Source organism: Paraburkholderia sp. USG1, assembly GCF_031570135.1.
Taxonomy (GTDB): Bacteria; Pseudomonadota; Gammaproteobacteria; order Burkholderiales; family Burkholderiaceae; genus Paraburkholderia; species Paraburkholderia dioscoreae.
In genome coordinates this window covers 1-18,702 of sequence record NZ_JAMWXW010000024.1, presented here as the reverse complement: position 1 = coordinate 18,702, position 18,702 = coordinate 1, and the positions used below count along the sequence as shown (strand labels likewise).

The 18,702-nt window shown below is 62.1% G+C and carries 17 protein-coding genes and 1 pseudogene; 3 read left to right on the top strand and 15 right to left on the bottom strand.

What is annotated here, in order from left to right; translation table 11 throughout:
- Positions 1–42: 42 nt before the first annotated feature.
- The 15 genes from NE850_RS27295 to NE850_RS27225 form a co-directional block, all read right to left on the bottom strand.
- On the bottom strand, positions 43–756 hold the full coding sequence (locus tag NE850_RS27295; protein WP_007178787.1) for a phosphoribosylanthranilate isomerase: 714 nt from the start codon (positions 754–756) through the stop codon (positions 43–45).
- Entirely contained in the window at positions 753–1,565 is an 813-nt protein-coding gene (gene truA / locus NE850_RS27290) for a tRNA pseudouridine(38-40) synthase TruA (protein ID WP_007178786.1), read from the bottom strand. The genes NE850_RS27295 and truA overlap by 4 nt, the downstream gene beginning before the upstream one ends.
- Positions 1,562–4,111 (bottom strand): FimV/HubP family polar landmark protein, encoded by a 2,550-nt coding sequence (locus NE850_RS27285; RefSeq protein ID WP_310699630.1) that lies wholly within the window; start codon positions 4,109–4,111, stop codon positions 1,562–1,564. Before NE850_RS27285 ends, truA begins: the two co-directional genes overlap by 4 nt.
- Positions 4,112–4,250: 139 nt before the next feature.
- Complete coding sequence (gene asd / locus NE850_RS27280) at positions 4,251–5,372, bottom strand: aspartate-semialdehyde dehydrogenase (RefSeq protein WP_007178784.1); 1,122 nt, start codon at positions 5,370–5,372, stop codon at positions 4,251–4,253.
- 359 nt (positions 5,373–5,731) lie between these two features.
- The gene (leuB, locus tag NE850_RS27275) at positions 5,732–6,799 is read right to left on the bottom strand and encodes a 3-isopropylmalate dehydrogenase (RefSeq protein WP_007178783.1); all 1,068 of its coding nucleotides are present in this window, start codon (positions 6,797–6,799) and stop codon (positions 5,732–5,734) included.
- A gap of 149 nt (positions 6,800–6,948) precedes the next feature.
- Positions 6,949–7,602 (bottom strand): 3-isopropylmalate dehydratase small subunit, encoded by a 654-nt coding sequence (gene leuD, locus NE850_RS27270; protein ID WP_007178782.1) that lies wholly within the window; start codon positions 7,600–7,602, stop codon positions 6,949–6,951.
- Positions 7,603–7,688: 86 nt separating this feature from the next.
- Positions 7,689–7,847 (bottom strand): entericidin A/B family lipoprotein, encoded by a 159-nt coding sequence (locus NE850_RS27265; RefSeq protein ID WP_007178781.1) that lies wholly within the window; start codon positions 7,845–7,847, stop codon positions 7,689–7,691.
- Positions 7,848–7,853: 6 nt separating this feature from the next.
- Complete coding sequence (gene leuC / locus NE850_RS27260; RefSeq protein WP_007178780.1) at positions 7,854–9,263, bottom strand: 3-isopropylmalate dehydratase large subunit; 1,410 nt, start codon at positions 9,261–9,263, stop codon at positions 7,854–7,856.
- Between the two features lie 330 nt (positions 9,264–9,593).
- Positions 9,594–10,895, bottom strand: a complete 1,302-nt coding sequence (gltA, locus tag NE850_RS27255; protein ID WP_310699629.1) for a citrate synthase — start codon at positions 10,893–10,895, stop codon at positions 9,594–9,596.
- A gap of 82 nt (positions 10,896–10,977) precedes the next feature.
- On the bottom strand, positions 10,978–11,250 hold the full coding sequence (locus NE850_RS27250) for a succinate dehydrogenase assembly factor 2 (RefSeq protein ID WP_035516897.1): 273 nt from the start codon (positions 11,248–11,250) through the stop codon (positions 10,978–10,980).
- Positions 11,251–11,334: 84 nt separating this feature from the next.
- Positions 11,335–12,039: a succinate dehydrogenase iron-sulfur subunit gene (locus tag NE850_RS27245; protein WP_007178777.1), complete on the bottom strand. Its 705-nt coding sequence runs from the start codon at positions 12,037–12,039 to the stop codon at positions 11,335–11,337.
- A 24-nt stretch (positions 12,040–12,063) separates the two neighbouring features.
- Positions 12,064–13,839, bottom strand: coding sequence for a succinate dehydrogenase flavoprotein subunit (gene sdhA, locus NE850_RS27240; RefSeq protein WP_007178776.1), 1,776 nt, complete (start codon positions 13,837–13,839; stop codon positions 12,064–12,066).
- Positions 13,840–13,843: 4 nt separating this feature from the next.
- Entirely contained in the window at positions 13,844–14,212 is a 369-nt protein-coding gene (gene sdhD, locus NE850_RS27235) for a succinate dehydrogenase, hydrophobic membrane anchor protein (RefSeq protein ID WP_007178775.1), read from the bottom strand.
- 3 nt (positions 14,213–14,215) lie between these two features.
- Positions 14,216–14,632 carry a succinate dehydrogenase, cytochrome b556 subunit gene (gene sdhC, locus NE850_RS27230; protein WP_007178774.1) on the bottom strand — a complete coding sequence of 139 codons (417 nt, stop codon included), beginning with the start codon at positions 14,630–14,632 and terminating at the stop codon, positions 14,216–14,218.
- Between the two features lie 157 nt (positions 14,633–14,789).
- The gene (locus NE850_RS27225; protein WP_007178773.1) at positions 14,790–15,593 is read right to left on the bottom strand and encodes a GntR family transcriptional regulator; all 804 of its coding nucleotides are present in this window, start codon (positions 15,591–15,593) and stop codon (positions 14,790–14,792) included.
- A 511-nt stretch (positions 15,594–16,104) separates the two neighbouring features.
- On the opposite strand from NE850_RS27225, the gene NE850_RS27220 reads away from it, so the two are divergent.
- The 3 genes and pseudogenes from NE850_RS27220 to NE850_RS27210 all read left to right on the top strand — a co-directional run.
- The gene (locus NE850_RS27220; RefSeq protein ID WP_007178772.1) at positions 16,105–17,088 is read left to right on the top strand and encodes a malate dehydrogenase; all 984 of its coding nucleotides are present in this window, start codon (positions 16,105–16,107) and stop codon (positions 17,086–17,088) included.
- Between the two features lie 253 nt (positions 17,089–17,341).
- Positions 17,342–18,358, top strand: a complete 1,017-nt coding sequence (locus NE850_RS27215) for a CoA ester lyase (RefSeq protein ID WP_007178771.1) — start codon at positions 17,342–17,344, stop codon at positions 18,356–18,358.
- 160 nt (positions 18,359–18,518) lie between these two features.
- Positions 18,519–18,702: pseudogene (locus NE850_RS27210) on the top strand (2-methylcitrate synthase); the annotation flags it as partial.

Below are 18,702 nucleotides of genomic sequence, written 5' to 3'. Positions count from 1 at the left end.
TGTGGCGCGCGGCTCTCGTGCGAGAGCACCGCGGCGCCGGAATCATTCGGCGTCCGCTGCGCGCACCGCGCGTACGAACGCCGCCATCCGGGCGTGATCTTTCACGCCCTTGGCGCCCGGGGATTCGATGCCGCTCGAGACATCGACCGCGTACGGGCGCACGCGATGGATCGCATCACTGACGTTTTGCGCGCTCAACCCACCACTCAAAACGGCCCGACGCGCGAGCCCTGCTGGAATAAGTGACCAATCGAAGACCTTCCCGCCGCCGCCGTACCCTTCGACATGCGTGTCGAACAGAAGGCCGCTGGCTGCTGAATAGCTGAGAGCCGATTTTACCAAATCGGCCGGCTGAGTATCCGCCGCAACGCGCAACGCGCGCAACCAAGGCAAACCCGCAACGCCGGCGAGCGATTCGCACTGCTCCGCGGTCTCGTCGCCGTGAAATTGCAACAGCGTGAGCCCGACGTTGCTCACTACTTCGCGGATCCAGTCCGGCGTGGCATTGACGAACAGCCCGACCACCGAGACGAACGGCGGCACGTCGTGCACCAGTTCGACCGCCTGTGCGATGCTGACCGAACGCGGGCTCGGCGGGTAGAACACGAGGCCGATCGCATCCGCGCCGAGGTTGATCGCGTGGGCCACGTCTTCGGGCTTCGACAGCCCGCACAGCTTGATGCGCGTGCGATGCGGCACGGCCTGCTGCTCCACGTCAGTGTTGGATTCTCTCGCGAGGTTTTCGGTTGATTTCATGTTTGCGCCTGCTCGGTCCATACGGTACTCCACGGCACGCTGCCTGTCTGCGGCGCGGGCACGGCGAATTGCTCAGGATAGCCCACCTGCGCCAGATATAGGCCGTCGGGCATGAAGGTTGGCGCGGCGAAGTCGCGATCACGGCTCGCGAGCACTTCGGCCATCCATTCGACCGGCCGACGACCACGGCCGATGTAGACCAGACAGCCCATCAGGTTGCGCACCATGTGGTGCAGGAACGCATTCGCCCGAAAACGGAAATGAACGAAGTCGCCGTGCTGCCGCACGTCGATCTGGTGCAGATGTTTGATCGGCGTTTTCGACTGGCATTGCGACGAACGAAAAGCCGAAAAGTCATGCTCGCCGATCAGATGAGCGGCCGCCGCCTGCATCGCGTCGACGTCGAGCGCCGTATGCACCCAGCCGGCGCGCGTCGCCAGCATCGGCGAGCGCACCGGATGGACGTACAGCACGTAGTAATACGTGCGTTCGAACGCCGAGAAACGGGCATGGAATTCGTCGGGCATCGGCTTGGCCCATTGCACCGAGATCGTCTTCGGCAAAAATGAATTGGTGCCGCGAACCCAGGAAACATCTGCGCGATCGATTTCGGTATCGAAATGCACGACCTGGCCGAGACCGTGCACCCCTGTATCCGTGCGGCCCGCGACGATGGTTTGCACTGGCGTTTGCGCGAATTCGCGCAGCGCCCGTTCGAGCTCGTCCTGCACGGTGTTGCCGTGCGGTTGCGACTGCCAGCCGCAGAATGCTGAGCCGTCGTACTGGACGCCTAAAGCAATACGCTTCACGACAACGGGGCGAGCGTCGAGAGCAGCGCGCGGGCCTGGGTGCGCGTACCCGGATCGTTCGTCTCGATCACTTCGTTGATGAGCGCGCGCGCGCCGGACAGATCGCCGAGTTCGATGTACTCGGCAGCCAGATCGAGCTTGTTGCGGGCAATGCGGATGAGATCGGCCTGCGTGAACGTCGGCAACGGCTCGGCTGGGCCGGGCGGCAGCTCGAGGTCGAAATCGAGCTTCAACGCGCCGAAGCCGGGCGCACCGAGGCCCGCGCCCAAACCCGTACCCAAGCCGGCACCCAGCCCGGCGACGGCCGCGTGGCCTGCTGTGCCGGCGTCGATCTCGTCGGCGATGTGCGGCGTGTCGTCCGGGTGGTGTTCGGCCGCGGATTGTTTCGCCGTGGCTTCCTGTGACGATACCGGCTGCGTCGACAGCGAAGCGGGCACATGCACGTGGTCGGCGGACGACTCGACGCGCGGTGGCAGCGGCATGTCGAGGCTGCCGAAGGCATCGACGGCGTCGCGCGGAAACTCGGTCGGCACGGCGGGCGCGGGTTGGGATTGCGCCAGCGGTGCCGCTTCGGGCAGCGGTTCCTGCGGTGCGGCCGGCTCATCGTCCCATTGCAGACGATGAACGGGTTCCTCATGCGGGAAGGCTCCGTCGAGAGGCTCGGGCGGCGCCAGCGGCAAGGCCTCGGCGCCGAGTTCCGCGGCGGCGGCGAGGCTCGCGGCCAGGGTCGCGTCGTCGAAGTGATCGAGGGGCGGCGCGGGAAGAGGTTCGGGCGTGAAATCGCTCTGAGCGGACGGCGCAATGTTCGGATCGACTTGCGCGGGTTCGACAGATGCAGATGTGACGTCGCGCTCTTGCCAGACGCGCGGGGGCGCGGCGGGATCTTGCGCGGGGGAGGTTGCGTGAGCGGTGGCTTCGTGGCCGGATGCCGCTTGTTGGGTTGCGGCGCGTTCTGCCGCCGGCTCTGCCGACATATGTCCGGCCGCTTCCTGCTCTGCTTCCGCGCGTTCTGCTGCGGCCTGCTCTGCCGTTGCGCGTTCCGCTGCAGTCTGTTCTTCGGCTGCTCGCTCTGCCGCGGCCTGTTCTTCGGCTACGCGTTCTGCCGCGGCCTGCTCAGCCGCCGCGCGTTCGGCTGCGGCCTGTTCTCCGGCTGCACGCTCTGCCGCGGCCCGCTCTTCGGCCGCACGCTCCGCCGCCGCTTGTTCCTCTGCCTCTCGCGCCGCCGCCCGGCGAATTTCCGCGTCGCGCTCCGCCGCCACGCGTTCCGCCATCTCTCGCGCCGCCGCATCGCCTTCCGCAGTTTCGCGTTCGGCAGCCGCCAGCGCTGCCCCATTTCGCACGTCGGCTTCGGCGGCCGCGTCCGGCGCTTCGTGCACCGGAATCTCCTCGCGCGTCGAAACGATGCCCTGCTGGCTCGTTGCCCGCGCAGACCCTGCCGCATTGCCTTCCGTCGACACAGCTTCAGCCGCCGCGACACGCTCGCGCTTACGACGCCCCATACGCAAAGCCGCAAGCAGCACAACCAGCGCCGCGCCAACCGCAGCCGCCACACTCAGTTCCGTCTGCGACAGGCCGACATCTTTCGACGTCGAGGCTACCGGCGCAGCGACATGACCCGACACAGCTGCTGCCGAGGACGCGCCGGGCGCCGCCTGCGCGACGTTGGTCTGGGCGGCGCCCGTCGCAGCCGGTGTACCGCCGATGCCATGCTTCTGCAGCTCCATCAACACGCGGTTTTTCAGCGCAAGCAATTGCTGCAGGCTCGACACCTGCGCACGCGGCTGCGATGCCGGCTGTGCAGCGCTCGTCCCCGCAATTGCGGCACCCGGCGCCGAAGCGCCTTCAACAGGCTCGCTAGCCGAGGGTTGAATCGATCCGGCCCATTCATGGGCACCGCTGGCCGGCAATGCCGCCGGCTGCGATCCCGCGACCGGCGTAGAAGAAACCACGGTGGCCGACGCTGGCGAGCTGGCCTCGGCAGCTACACTGGCCGTCGCCGAGACGGCAGGCGCGGCAGGCGTCGCGGCCCGAGCCGCCGCACTCGCTGCACTGGCCGCCGCGGCATTGACCTGCGCCACGCCACTTGCCGGGCCACTCGCCACCGCCGTGCCCGGCGCGGAAGCCGCCGTCGCGGAAACGGCGGACGCAACACCCGCCGACGACGCAGCCAAAGCACCCGACGCATCCAGCACCGGCACCGTCAACACCGCACCCACGCGCATCCGGCTCGGGTCATGACTCATGAAGGCGTTCGGGTTCGCCTCGAACAATGCGCGCGAGGCGCGTGCGAGCGTCGCCCGGTCGTGCGACTGCGTGACGGCAATCGCCACGTCGTTCAGCGACTGCCCGGCGCGCACCGTGAATTGACCACCGTTCGCGTACGAAACGGGGGCAGCGTCCGGCGCGCTTGCGGCGTCGCCTGGCGCGGCGACCGCGTTACCCAGGCCGGCGCCGGCCAGCGCGAAGGCCAAAGCGGCGGCGGCCATCAACCGGCCTGCACCTTGATGAACGAACATAGCCCGAAGGGATGAGAGTCGAAGGTTCATCGGGACTCCTGGCGCGTCAGCGCGCAGCCCTTTTTTGCGGTTGGAGAGAGACAAGATAATCGGAGCACACAATGAAAAAAGCGCCGCGCAAGCGCGACGCTTCTTGAGTTTTCTACGCGTCGTGAGCGCGTAGTTTACTTTACTTGTCGAGCACAATGCGAAGCATGCGACGCAGCGGCTCCGCAGCGCCCCACAGCAACTGATCGCCAACCGTGAAAGCCGACAGATATTCGCCGCCCATCGCCAGTTTGCGCACACGGCCGACCGGCACCGTCAACGTACCCGTCACGACCGCCGGGGACAGGTCGCGCATCGACGCTTCCCGCTCGTTCGGCACGACCTTGACCCAGTCGTTGCCCGAGGCGAGGATGCTGTTCACCTCGTCCAGCGGAACGTCCTTGTTCAGCTTGATGGTCAACGCCTGCGAGTGGCAGCGCATTGCGCCGATCCGCACGCACAGGCCGTCCACCGGAATCGAACCCTGCGTGCCCATAGCCGGCTTGCCGAGAATCTTGTTGGTTTCAGCGCCGCCCTTCCACTCTTCTTTCGACATGCCGTTGCCGAGATCCTTGTCGATCCACGGAATCAGCGAGCCGGCGAGCGGCACGCCGAAGTTGCCGGTCGGCATGCGGTCGCTGTTCATCGCGGAGAGCACGCGGCGGTCGATGTCGAGAATCGCCGACGACGGATCAGCCAGATCTTCTTTGGCGGCGCCGTACAGCGTGCCCATTTGCTGCAGCAGTTCGCGCATGTTTTGCGCGCCCGCGCCCGAAGCGGCCTGATACGTCATGGCCGTCATCCAGTCGACGAGGTTTTCGCGGAACAGGCCGCCGAGCGCCATCAGCATCAGGCTGACCGTGCAATTGCCGCCAATGAAATTCTTCTGGCCCTTGACCAGCGCGTTCTTGATCACGTCGAGGTTGACCGGATCGAGAATGATGACCGCGTCGTCCTTCATGCGCAGCGACGAGGCCGCGTCGATCCAGTAGCCGTTCCAGCCCGCCGCGCGCAGCTTCGGGAACACTTCGTTCGTGTAGTCGCCGCCCTGGCACGAGATGATCGCTTCGCACTTCTTCAGGTCTTCGATGCTTGTCGCATCTTTGAGCTTGGTCTCGTTTTTGGCGAACGACGGCGCGTTGCCGCCCGCGTTGCTGGTGCTGAAAAACACCGGTTCGATAAGATCGAAATCGCCTTCCTGCTGCATGCGTTGCATCAGGACGCTGCCGACCATGCCGCGCCAACCTACGAGACCTACGTTCATGACTTCATACCCTTCGAATGGAAACTTCCCCGCATCTTTGCCCGCAGTGACCGCGCGGGGAAGATGAGCGGGCACGACGGACGATCAGCGTTTCGTGATCGTTTTCGGGGTAATCGTTTTAATGGAAGCTTTGGCAGTAATGGCGAGCTCAACCACACGGGCCGTTTTGCCGTGCAGTGTCGAAATCGAGGAGATTTGAGCTGTGTGCGCCATCGCTACAATATACACGAAAACCGGAATCTGGCGACGTCAATGTCCGCCGCTATCACCCGTATTACGCGCGAATCGGCCTCATTGGAGGCCAATTCGCGTTTTAAAGGCCGTGTGACGACCCGACTGCTGCTTGCCTTGCCTGCTTTTTACAGCGCTGCGACGACCGCGTCGCCCATAGCAACCGTGCCGACCTGCTTGCAACCCGGCGTGAGAATGTCGCCGGTGCGATAGCCCTGCTCGAGCACCTTTTTTACGGCATTTTCAATGCGGTCCGCCTGCTCCGCCTTGTTCAGCGAATAGCGCAACATCATGGCCGCCGACAGAATGGTGGCGAGCGGATTCGCCACGCCCTTGCCGGCGATGTCCGGCGCCGAACCGTGCGACGGCTCGTACAAACCCTTGTTGTTCTTGTCGAGCGAGGCCGACGGCAGCATGCCGATCGAACCCGTGAGCATGGCCGCTTCGTCGGAGAGAATGTCGCCGAACATGTTGCCGGTCACGATCACGTCGAACGACTTCGGCGCCTTCACCAGTTGCATGGCTGCGTTGTCGACATACATGTGCGACAGTTCGACGTCCGCGTATTCCTTCGAGACGTCGATCATCACGTCTTTCCAGAACTGCGACGTTTCGAGCACGTTGGCCTTATCCACCGACGTCAGCTTCTTGCTACGTTTTTGCGCCGCCTGAAACGCGACGTGCGCAATGCGACGCACTTCGGGCTCCGAATAACGCATCGTGTCGAAGCCTTCCTTCGAACCGGCGAACAAACCGTCCGGTGCTTCGCGCACGCCGCGCGGCGAACCGAAATAGATGTCGCCATTCAGCTCGCGCACGATCAGGATGTCGAGGCCCGACACGATCTCTTCTTTCAACGACGAAGCGCCGGTGAGTTGCGGATAGCAGATCGCCGGACGGAAGTTCGCGAACAGTTGCAGGTGTTTGCGCAGACCCAGAATGGCCTGCTCCGGGCGCAGCGCGCGTTCGAGCGAGTCGTACTTCCAGTCGCCCACCGCGCCGAACAGAATCGCGTCGGCCTCTTTCGCCAGTGCCAGCGTCGAATCAGGCAGCGGGTGGCCCTTCGCTTCGTAGCCCGCGCCGCCAACCGGCGCTTCTTCGAGCTCGAACTTTTCGCCGAGCACGTTCAGAACCTTGACGGCTTCCTTGACGATTTCGGGACCAATGCCGTCGCCCGGCAACACTGCGATCTTCATGCGAATTCCTTGAGGTTTTCTTCGAGAGTGAGAGTGCCCCCAGACCTGTCGCTTCGCGTCAGGCTCCCGAGGGGGGCAAGAAAACTTGGGGCGGCCCAGCGTTTTCCTGCGAACTTGAATCAGTGAGCGGGCTCCACGCCCTTACGCGTTCAGCCGACGATGCGGTGAGCCAGCCACGGCTGTTTCGCGATCCGCTCTGCTTCGAACTGCCGGATCTTGTCCGCGTGGCGCAGCGTGAGGCCGATGTCGTCGAAGCCGTTCAGCAGGCAGTACTTGCGGAACGCCGCGACTTCGAACGGATACTCGGTGCCGCCGTCCGACGTGCGCACGACTTGCGCTTCGAGATCCACCGTCAGCTTGAAGCCGTTGAACGCATACGTTTCGTTGAACAGGTGATCGACTTGCTGTTCGGTCAGCACGATCGGCAGCAGGCCGTTCTTGAAGCAATTGTTATAGAAAATGTCGGCGAAACTCGGCGCGATCAGCGCGCGAAAGCCGTATTGCTCCAACGCCCACGGCGCGTGCTCACGCGAACTGCCGCAGCCGAAGTTCTTGCGCGCCAGCAGCACCGAAGCCCCTTGATAACGCGGCTGGTTCAGCACGAAGTCCGGATTCAGCGGACGCTTCGAATTGTCCTGACCCGGCTCGCCGTGGTCGAGGTAGCGCCATTCGTCGAACGCGTTCGGACCGAAACCCGTGCGCTTGATCGACTTCAGGAATTGCTTCGGAATGATCGCGTCCGTGTCGACGTTCTCACGATCGAGCGGCGCCACGACGCCGGTGTGTACGATGAATTTATCCATGACGCTTGCGCCTGTTTCAAGACCGGGCGATGCGCGCGGCGGCCGGAAAGCCGCTCGGCGCATGGCCGGCAAAAATCAAAAACCGCTTATTTATCAGCGTGATTGCTGATCGAATTGCCGAGGTGCGACATATCCTCGCCGAATCCGTGCACCGTGTTGCAACCGGCCAGACCGAGCAATAGCCCAGCCAGCGAACCGAGCGCGAAGCGGCGCAATAGAGTGGTGCGATTGATGTTCTTCATCATGCGTGTTTATCCAAGCTTGCGAATATCGACGAAATGCCCTTCGATAGCCGCAGCCGCCGCCATCGCGGGGCTCACGAGGTGGGTACGGCCACCGGCGCCCTGACGACCTTCGAAATTACGATTCGACGTGGATGCGCAACGCTCGCCCGGCTCCAGCCGGTCGGCATTCATGGCAAGACACATCGAGCAACCTGGTTCACGCCATTCGAACCCGGCGTCGGTAAAGACCTTGTCGAGGCCCTCACGTTCCGCCTGCGCCTTCACGAGCCCCGAACCCGGCACGACCATCGCCAGACGAATGTTCGGCGCCACGCGGCGGCCCAGTTTCTTCACGACGTAAGCCGCGGCGCGAATGTCTTCAATACGCGCGTTGGTACACGACCCAATGAAGATTTTATCCGGCTTGATCGATTCGATCGGCGCATTCGGTTCGAGCGCCATGTATTTCAGCGCACGCTCCATGGCGTCGCGCTTGACCGGGTCTTTCTCGCGATCCGGATCCGGCACGCGGCCGTCTACGGCCGTGACCATTTCCGGCGACGTGCCCCATGTGACTTGCGGCACGATCTCGGCGGCGTTCAGTTCGACCACGCGATCAAAGTGCGCGCCGTCGTCCGACTTGAACTGCTTCCAGTACTCGACCGCGTGGTTCCACTCCACACCTTCCGGTGAGAACGGGCGACCCTTCAGATATTCAATGGTGGTGTCGTCGACCGCAACCATGCCGGCGCGCGCGCCCGCCTCAATCGCCATGTTGCAGACCGTCATGCGGCCTTCCATGGAAAGCGCGCGGATGGTCGAGCCGCCGAATTCGATCGCGTAGCCCGTGCCGCCCGCCGTACCGATCTTGCCGATGATGGCAAGCACGATGTCTTTGGCGGTGCAGCCGCGCGGCAGCGCGCCTTCCACCTTCACCAGCATGTTCTTGCTCTTCTTCTGCAGGAGCGTTTGCGTGGCCAGCACGTGCTCGACTTCCGACGTGCCGATTCCGTGGGCCAGCGCGCCGAACGCGCCGTGCGTGGACGTGTGCGAGTCGCCGCAGACGATCGTCATGCCCGGCAGCGTAGCGCCCTGCTCCGGCCCGATGATATGCACGATGCCCTGACGCAGATCGTTCATCTTGAACTGCGTGATTCCGTAGGCGTCGCAGTTCGAATCGAGCGTGTCGACTTGCAGCTTGGAGATCGGATCGGCGATGCCGTGGCTGCGGTCCGTGGTCGGCACGTTGTGGTCCGACACCGCCAGGTTCGCGCTAATGCGCCACACCGGACGCTCAGCCAGCTTCAGGCCTTCAAACGCCTGAGGGCTGGTGACTTCGTGCAGCAGGTGACGGTCGATGTAGAGAATCGTCGTACCGTCTTCTTCCGTGTGGACCACGTGTGTGTTCCACAATTTGTCGTAGAGAGTCTGTGCCATGGTATGCGGGGGTAGTAATGACTGCGGGCTGACCGTGTCGGTCGATTATGCCACGCAGCGTCCCGTCTGGGCCGCTCAATCAGGAAGAAAACCGATAAAAAACAGGGAGTTGGGTGGTAGTGCCGATACCTGTATCGACGTTACCCGGTAAGCCTGCGGGCGGTTGCGGCTTGCTGCACCGCCGCGCAATTGCACGCTCAAACGCGCGAGATCGAACCTGAAAACAAAATGCCCCGGCCGGGAAGAACCCATCGGGGCATTTCTTATCAACCAGATTCCGCGCCAGCCCGCAGCAAAACAGCCGCTACGAGCAACGCAGATTCAAACCGATCAACGTTGCGCGATCGGCTTGGCTTCACGTTGCGTGTCGCCAATGAACAACTGACGCGGACGGCCAATCTTCTGTTCCGGATCGGCGATCATTTCGTTCCACTGTGCAATCCAGCCGACCGTACGTGCCATCGCGAAGATACACGTGAACATCGAGGTCGGGATGCCCAGCGCGCGCTGCACGATGCCCGAGTAGAAGTCGACGTTCGGGTACAGCTTGCGCGACACGAAGTATTCGTCTTCCAGTGCGATCTTTTCCAGCGCCATTGCCAGCTTGAACAGCGGGTCGTCGTGCAGGCCAAGTTCTTCCAGCACTTCGTGGCAGGTTTCGCGCATCAGCTTCGCACGCGGGTCGTAGTTCTTATAGACGCGGTGACCGAAGCCCATCAGCTTCACGCCCGAGTTCTTGTCCTTCACCTGCTTGATGAACTCAGGAATGTTGTCGACCGAGCCGATTTCTTCCAGCATGTTCAGCGCGGCTTCGTTCGCGCCACCGTGCGCCGGGCCCCACAGACACGCGATACCGGCCGCGATACACGCGAACGGATTGGCACCCGACGAACCGGCAAGACGCACGGTCGAGGTCGAGGCATTCTGTTCATGGTCGGCGTGCAGGATCAGGATGCGGTCGAGCGCGCGCACCAGCACGTCGTTGACCTTGTACTCTTCGCACGGGTTCGAGAACATCATGTGCATGAAGTTCGCGCTGTACGACAGGTCGTTCTTCGGGTACGCGAACGGCTGGCCGATGCTGTACTTGTACGCCATTGCCACCAGCGTCGGCAGCTTCGCGATCATGCGAATGGCCGACACTTCACGGTGACGCGGATCGTTGATGTCGAGCGAGTCGAGATAGAAGGCCGACAACGCACCGACTGCGGCAACCAGAATCGCCATCGGGTGCGCGTCGCGACGGAACCCGCGGAAGAAGAAGTGCATTTGTTCATGCACCATCGTATGGTTCGTGACCGTCTTCACGAATTCGGCGTTCTGCTGTGCGTTCGGCAGTTCGCCCTTCAGCAGCAGATAGCACGTTTCGAGGAAGTCTGCGTTTTCCGCGAGGTTGTCGATCGGGTAGCCGCGGTACAGCAACTCGCCCTTATCGCCGTCGATGTAGGTGATCGCCGAATTGCACGCCGCCGTCGACATGAAGCCCGGGTCGTACGTGAACTTGCCGGTCTGGCCGTACAGTTTGCGGATGTCGATCACGTCCGGGCCGAGAGTGCCCTTGTAGATCGGCATTTCAACGCTCGGCGAATTGTCGCTGAACGATAGCGTGGCTTTAACATCTGACGGGGTCATAGCAGATCCTCAATCGAAGTATGGAAACAGGGTTTCGATAATTGCACGCCTGGAACAACGGACAAGCGGGCGCACACGCCGCTCAGGCATTCCGCAGCAACTCCAGCACCCGGACTACATCCGGGTCGGCAAGGTCGCCTTCCGGTTCCTTGCGCGCGAGCAGCAAGTCCATCAGGTCGTTATCGCTCAGCTCGAGCAGGCGCGTGAGGGCGCCCACGTCGGCATCGCTGAGGTCATGCTCATATCGGCCGAAAAAACGTTCAAAAATCAGATCGTTTTCCAGCAGGCCCCGCCGAGCGCGCCAGCGAAGACGCGCGCGACGGAGAGGGTCGGACTGATGCGATGTGTCGTTCATTTCAGCACGCGCCGTGCCGCCCCCCAAGCGTACTGACCGCCCCATTGAGGCAGCAAACGATAGGGAGCGTGCGGGTTATTCATCCTAGACAGCGCGGCGAACCATCAATTCCTTGATCTTGCCAATCGCCTTGGTCGGGTTCAGGCCCTTCGGGCAAACGTCGACGCAATTCATAATGGTATGGCAACGGAACAGACGGTACGGATCTTCCAGGTTGTCGAGGCGTTCGCCCGTTGCTTCGTCGCGGCTATCCGCGATGAAACGGTAGGCTTGCAACAGGCCGGCCGGGCCAACGAACTTGTCTGGATTCCACCAGAAGCTCGGGCACGAAGTCGAGCAGCTAGCGCACAGAATACATTCATACAGGCCGTCGAGCTCGTCGCGTTCTTCCGGCGACTGCAGACGCTCCTTTTCCGGCGGCGGCGTGTCGTTGATCAGATACGGCTTGATCGAATGATACTGGTTGAAGAACTGCGTGAAGTCGCAGATCAGGTCGCGCACCACAGGCAGGCCCGGCAGCGGACGCAGCACGATCTTCTGCGGCAGATCATTCATGTTCTGCAGGCAGGCCAGACCATTCTTGCCGTTGATGTTCATGGCGTCCGAACCGCACACGCCTTCACGGCACGAACGGCGGAACGAAAGAGTCTCGTCAACTGCCTTCAACTTCAGCAGCGCGTCGAGCAGCATGCGTTCGTGCGAGTCGATTTCGATCTCGTACGTTTGCATGCGCGGCGCTGCGTCCTTGTCCGGGTCGTAGCGGTAAATTTCAAATGTACGCTTTGCCATTTCTGAATTCCTTTGACTTGTGCCTTAGAAGGTCCGCGCTTTCGGCGGAACCGATTCGACCGTCAGCGGTTGCATGTGAACCGGCTTGTAGTCGAGGCGATCGCCTTCGCTGAACCACAGCGTATGGCGCAGCCAGTTTTCGTCGTCGCGATGCTCGAAGTCGTCCTGCGCGTGCGCGCCACGGCTTTCCTTGCGCGCTTCGGCGGAAACCATCGTAGCGCGTGCCACTTCGATCAGGTTCGCCACTTCCAGCGCTTCGATACGTGCCGTGTTGAACACCTTCGACTTGTCTTTCAGATGGATGTTGTCGACCCGGTCAGCCACTTCGCGGATGCGCTCGACGCCTTCAGCCAGCAACGCCGAAGTACGGAACACACCGGCATGCTTCTGCATCGTGCCGCGAATGTCGTTCGCGACCGATTGCGCATACTCGCCCGAGGACGAGCTATCGAGCTTCGCCAGACGCGACAGCGCGAAATCGGCGGCGTCGGCCGGCAGCGGCTTGTGCTCCTTGATTTCCTTCACGTGCTTGACAATGTGGTTGCCGGCCGCGCGGCCGAACACCACCAGGTCGAGCAGCGAGTTCGTGCCGAGACGGTTTGCACCGTGCACCGACACGCACGAGCATTCGCCCACGGCGTAGAAGCCGTTGACCGGGTCTTCGGCGCCCTTCGACGTGCCCACGACCTGGCCGTGAATGTTCGTAGGAATTCCGCCCATCTGATAGTGGATGGTCGGCACGACCGGGATCGGCTCTTTAATACAATCGACGTTCGCGAACTTCAGCGCGATTTCGCGGATCGACGGCAGACGCTTCATGATCGTCTCGGCGCCGATGTGCGACAAGTCGAGCAGCACGTGATCCTTGTTCGGACCCACGCCGCGGCCTTCCTTGATTTCCTGGTCCATCGAACGCGACACGAAGTCGCGCGGCGCCAGATCCTTCAAAGTCGGCGCGTAGCGTTCCATGAAACGCTCGCCGTTCGAGTTACGCAGGATGCCGCCTTCGCCGCGCACGCCTTCGGTAATCAGCACGCCCGCGCCGGCCACGCCGGTCGGGTGGAATTGCCAGAATTCCATGTCTTGCAGTGCGATGCCCGAACGCGCGGCCATGCCCAGGCCGTCGCCGGTGTTGATGAACGCATTCGTGGACGCCGCGAAAATACGGCCCGCGCCGCCCGTGGCGAACAGCGTGGTCTTGCCTTCGAGAATGTAGACGTCGCCGGTTTCCATTTCCATTGCGGTCACGCCGAGCACGTCGCCTTCGGCGTCGCGGATCAGGTCCAGCGCCATCCATTCGACGAAGAACTGCGTCTTGGCCGCAACGTTCTGCTGGTACAGCGTGTGCAGCAGCGCGTGACCGGTACGGTCAGCGGCCGCGCAAGCGCGTTGCACCGGCTTTTCGCCGTAATTCGCGGTATGGCCGCCGAACGGGCGCTGGTAAATCGTGCCGTCTGCATTACGGTCGAACGGCATGCCGAAGTGTTCGAGTTCGTAGACCGCGTTAGGGGCTTCGCGGCACATGTACTCGATCGCGTCCTGGTCGCCGAGCCAGTCGGAACCCTTGATCGTGTCGTAGAAGTGATAGTGCCAGTTGTCTTCGCTCATGTTGCCGAGCGAAGCGCCGATGCCGCCTTGGGCAGCAACCGTGTGCGAACGCGTCGGGAACACCTTGGACAGCACGCAGACCGACAGACCGGCGCGCGCGAGTTGCAGCGAAGCGCGCATCCCCGAGCCGCCTGCGCCGACGATAACCACGTCAAACTTGCGACGCGGCAGAGAATTCTTGATTGCAGCCATTCTTTTACACTCTCCAGAGAATCTGCGCAGCGTAGCCCGCACACGCGAGCAGCCAGACGATCGTCAGCGCTTGAAGCAACAGGCGGATGCCAACGGGCTTCACATAGTCCATCCAGATGTCGCGGATACCAACCCACGCGTGATAGAACAGCGAAAGCAGCGTGACGAATGTGGCCAGCTTCATCCATTGCGTCGCGAAGATCGACGCCCAGCCGTCGTACGAGAAATCGCGTGCGCCGAAAAACCAGGCGAGCAGGATGACCGTGTAGACCGCCATGATGGTGGCGGTAATGCGCTGCGCCAGCCAGTCGCGCAGACCGTAATGGGCGCCGACAACGAGACGCTTCGAACCGATTCGGTTATTAGCTGACATTTTTTAGAATGCTCCGAACAGTTTTGCTGCGAACGCGATGGTGAGCAGCGACGACACGACGAGAACGACGACAGAAGTCGATTTGCCCTTCTCCTTCGTCACTGCGTTGTGGTTCGTGTCCATCAGCAGGTGACGGATGCCGGCGCAGAAGTGAAACAGGAAGGCCCACGCGAGAACGAGCGTGATGAGCTTGACGATGATGTTGGAGAGAAAACCTTTGAAGACTTCGAAGCTGAGTTCAGAAGTCAGACTCTGATCGAAGAGGTACAGCAGGAACGGAAGAAAAACAAAAAGCAGACCACCGCTCAAGCGGTGCAAGATGGATACTCGCCCCGCTAGAGGGAGACGGTATGCCGTCAATATCTGCCCGATACCGATGTTCCGGAATTCCGGCCTCGGTTTTTTTACGGCTTCAGCCATGCTAGACCCCTACTATGTAGTCACACTAATCCGCAATTTTAGCGCCTTTTTATATCGCGCTGCAGCGAAAACCACCACAGGTCCGTTACACCACGCGCGATAAAGGCGCTTTCAAACAGGCGCGCGTGTGGGACGCGTCGCCCTCGTTCAGCCCGATTCAGCTTAGATCGTTCTGATAGTAATACCCGGTTGTGACATACCAACCACGGCGCACCTCGACCGGCCGGTCTCCATACGTATAGGACACGCGCTCGACCGAGAGCAGCGGAAAACCCGCCGGCACATGCAGCAGATCGGCCACGGCGGGCTCGGCCGCCACCGCGCGGATCTTCTCCGTTGCGCGGATCATGCGTGTGCCGAATTCCGTCTCGAACATTGCATAGAGGGGGCCCTTATACTCCGACAGCCGCTCTAGCGTCAGGCCGCGAAACACGGCGCCGGGCAGCCAGATTTCGTCGAGTACGGTGACTTCGCCGTCGAACTGCAGCAGCCGCTTGATCAATACGACTGGATCCGCCGGCTTCAGATCGAGTTGCCGCGCAATGTCCGCCGAAGCGCGCAAGCGCCGGCATTCGAGCAGGCGGCTGACATGCGGGTGTTCCGCGCCGTCATCGGCCAGCAATCTGAGAAAGCGAAACTGGGCGCGATCTTCATTGTGCGTTGCAACAAACGTGCCCTTGCCCTGACGCCGCACCAGCAGGTTGTCCGCGGCAAGTTCGTCGATCGCTTTGCGCACCGTTCCCTGACTGACCTTGTATCTGGCCGCCAATTCGACTTCACTAGGAATGATCTCGCCGGGTTTCCACTCGCCGCTTTCGAGGCTCTGCGTTATCAGCCCTTTGATCTGCTGATACAAAGGGCTGAAAGTGGGCGACGTGGCCGGGGCGGCAGCAGCGGGTACACCCTCGCCTGCGGCGCCTTGGCCGTTCGGATTCGTGGTGTTCGCCGGGTTCGAATTCATGCGCGCATTTCATCATAAAGGGCTAGTCCGCGTCTAGGGTTTTCCCAGCAACAGATATGTCTTATATAAGACATAAGATAAAGTTGACTTTGTCTGTGACGACTCCTACACTCTTTGTCGAACAAGGGTTTGCGGGTTTTTTCGGAGCCTGTTTCATGCAGCGCCGCGACGCACCAGCAGCCACTCTGCACCATGCTGATCTCACGCAGTTCAGGTTTCGATTTCGCCGCCATTCATTGGCCAGACGCTTGCCGAAACGCGCTGTTTGCAGGAGCCCGCACCGTGCAGCGGCTACCCGGCGTCTCGCGTATGCGTCCTCCCGCTCCCATACTACAGTTGTACAAGTTTCCTTCCGGCATGGCGGTCTTGCCGCGACGCGCCGCTCGGCCTCGGCAGATTACGAGGCAGTCCGCGAACAGTGATTTCCGCCGTGTTTCATAACGCTTCGCTGAACGCGCATATAGAATGGCGTTTTCCCTAGCGTCTAACGCATCGTCCTGGAGATTTCTCAATGGCTAAGCCCGCAAAGCGCGTTGCCGTCACCGGCGCCGCAGGTCAAATTGCTTACTCCCTGCTGTTCCGCATCGCCAATGGCGACCTGCTCGGCAAGGATCAGCCGGTTATCCTGCAACTGCTTGACCTGCCGCAAGCGCAAGGCGCCGTCAAAGGCGTCGTGATGGAACTGGATGATTGCGCATTCCCGCTGCTGTCGGGCGTCGTGATCACCGACGATCCCAAGGTTGCATTCAAAGACGCCGACGTCGCCCTGCTGGTCGGCGCCCGTCCGCGTTCGAAAGGCATGGAGCGTAAGGATCTGCTGTCGGCCAACGCCGAAATCTTCACGGTTCAGGGCAAGGCGCTGAACGAAGTCGCCAGCCGCGACGTGAAGGTGCTGGTGGTCGGCAACCCGGCCAACACGAACGCGTACATCGCTATGAAGTCGGCACCGGATCTGCCGAAGAAGAACTTCACCGCCATGCTGCGGCTGGACCACAACCGCGCGCTGTCGCAACTGGCGGCCAAGTCGGGCAAGCCGGTCGCATCGATCGAAAAGCTGGCTGTGTGGGGCAACCACTCGCCGACCATGTACCCGGACTTCCGCGTTGCAACGGCAGAAGGTCAGGATCTGACCAAGCTGATCAACGACGAAGAATGGAACCGCAACACGTTCATCCCGACCGTCGGCAAGCGCGGCGCAGCGATTATCGAAGCACGCGGCCTGTCGTCGGCAGCGTCGGCGGCTAACGCTGCAATCGACCACGTGCGCGACTGGGTGCTCGGCACGAACGGCAAGTGGGTCACCATGGGTATCCCGTCGGACGGTTCGTACGGCATTCCGGAAGACATCATCTACGGTGTGCCGGTCACGTGCGAAAACGGTGAGTACAAGCGCGTCGAAGGTCTGGAAATCGACGCGTTCTCGCGCGAAAAGATGGACGGCACGCTACAGGAACTGCTGGAAGAGCGCGACGGCGTTCAACACCTGCTCGGCTAAGCGCCTGATGAAGACGAACCGGAACTCGTGAGAAAGCGGCAGGCCACCCCTGGTTCCCCCCACGGGCGGTCTGGCGCGAAGCGGCAGATCTGGGGGGCGCCCCCAACGTCCGCACAGCGAGTTCCGGTTTTTTTCGTGCGAATGCAGTTGTTCGCATCTGATTCGAGCGCTTTTTGCGCGGTTGCCGCGACGGTCCGGCAGAGCGCGCCCGAATCCGATTTCTCCAAACACTACCCACGCCCTGACGCCGAAGATGCGCGCCCTCACGCCCGCCGAAGTGCTGTTTGACGGCGAAGTGCCGCCCGCTGTGCTGCCTGCCTGCGATCACTACGCCGGCAGTGAAAAGCTGATGCTGAAATCGCTCGCTTTGCAGCAACAACTGGGCCCCGTGTTCGATATCACGCTCGATTGCGAAGACGGCGCGCAGGTCGGTCGCGAGGCGCAGCACGCGGAGTTGGTCGCCTCGCTGCTGGGCAGCGAGCATGACCGCTTTGGCCGCGTCGGCGTGCGGATTCACGACTTCGATCACGCGCACTGGCGCGATGACGTCCGTCTCATTCTGCGTGCCGCGAAGCGAGCGCCCGCTTACATCACTCTGCCGAAGATCCGGAACGGGCACGATGCCGCCGAAATGGTCGCGTTCATCGAGGCGACGCGCCGCGAGCTCGGCATCGCGCAACCGGTGCCGGTGCAATTGCTGGTCGAAACACACGGCGCGCTGACGCGCGTGTTCGATCTGGCCGCGCTGCCCGGTGTGGAAGCGCTGAGCTTCGGCTTGATGGATTTCGTCTCCGCGCACGACGGCGCGATTCCCGATACGGCCATGCGCTCGCCCGGCCAGTTCGATCATCCGTTGGTGCGGCGTGCAAAGCTGGAAATTTCCGCCGCCTGCCATGCGTACGGCAAAGTGCCGTCGCACAATGTCAGCACGGAAGTGCGCGACATGAGCGTGGTGGCGAACGACGCCGCGCGCGCCCGCAACGAATTCGGCTACACGCGCATGTGGAGCATCCACCCGGCGCAAATCGAGGCGATCGTGGCCGCGTTCGCACCGCGCGATGAAGAGATCGCCACCGCCACCGAAATCCTGCTGGCCGCGCAGTCCGCCCAATGGGGTCCGACGCGCCATCACGACACGCTGCATGACCGCGCGAGCTATCGCTATTACTGGTCGGTGCTGCGCCGCGCGCAAGCCACTGGCCGCGCCGTCCCGCAAGACGCGGCGCCGCTCTTCACGAAAGTGGGTACTAACGTGCAAACCGCATCATGAACATGGGCGTGCATCCGGCAATCGGCACGGCGGCGCTGAACGGCGGATCTGTACATCGTCCTGCAATCGAAGCACTGAATCATCTAACGCTGCGGGCCAGCCACATCGAACGTGTAGGTCAACCAGAAGCAATGAACAGGCACAAAGGAGATTGCGGGAGATGAGCGAGACAACGCAGACCGCCGGTGCAGCCGGCGGCAACGAACCCAAAAGCGGCTTCAAACCGAAAAAATCCGTCGCCCTGTCGGGCGTGACGGCGGGCAACACGGCCCTTTGTACGGTCGGCAAGACCGGCAACGACCTGCACTACCGCGGCTACGACATTCTCGATATCGCCAGCGCCT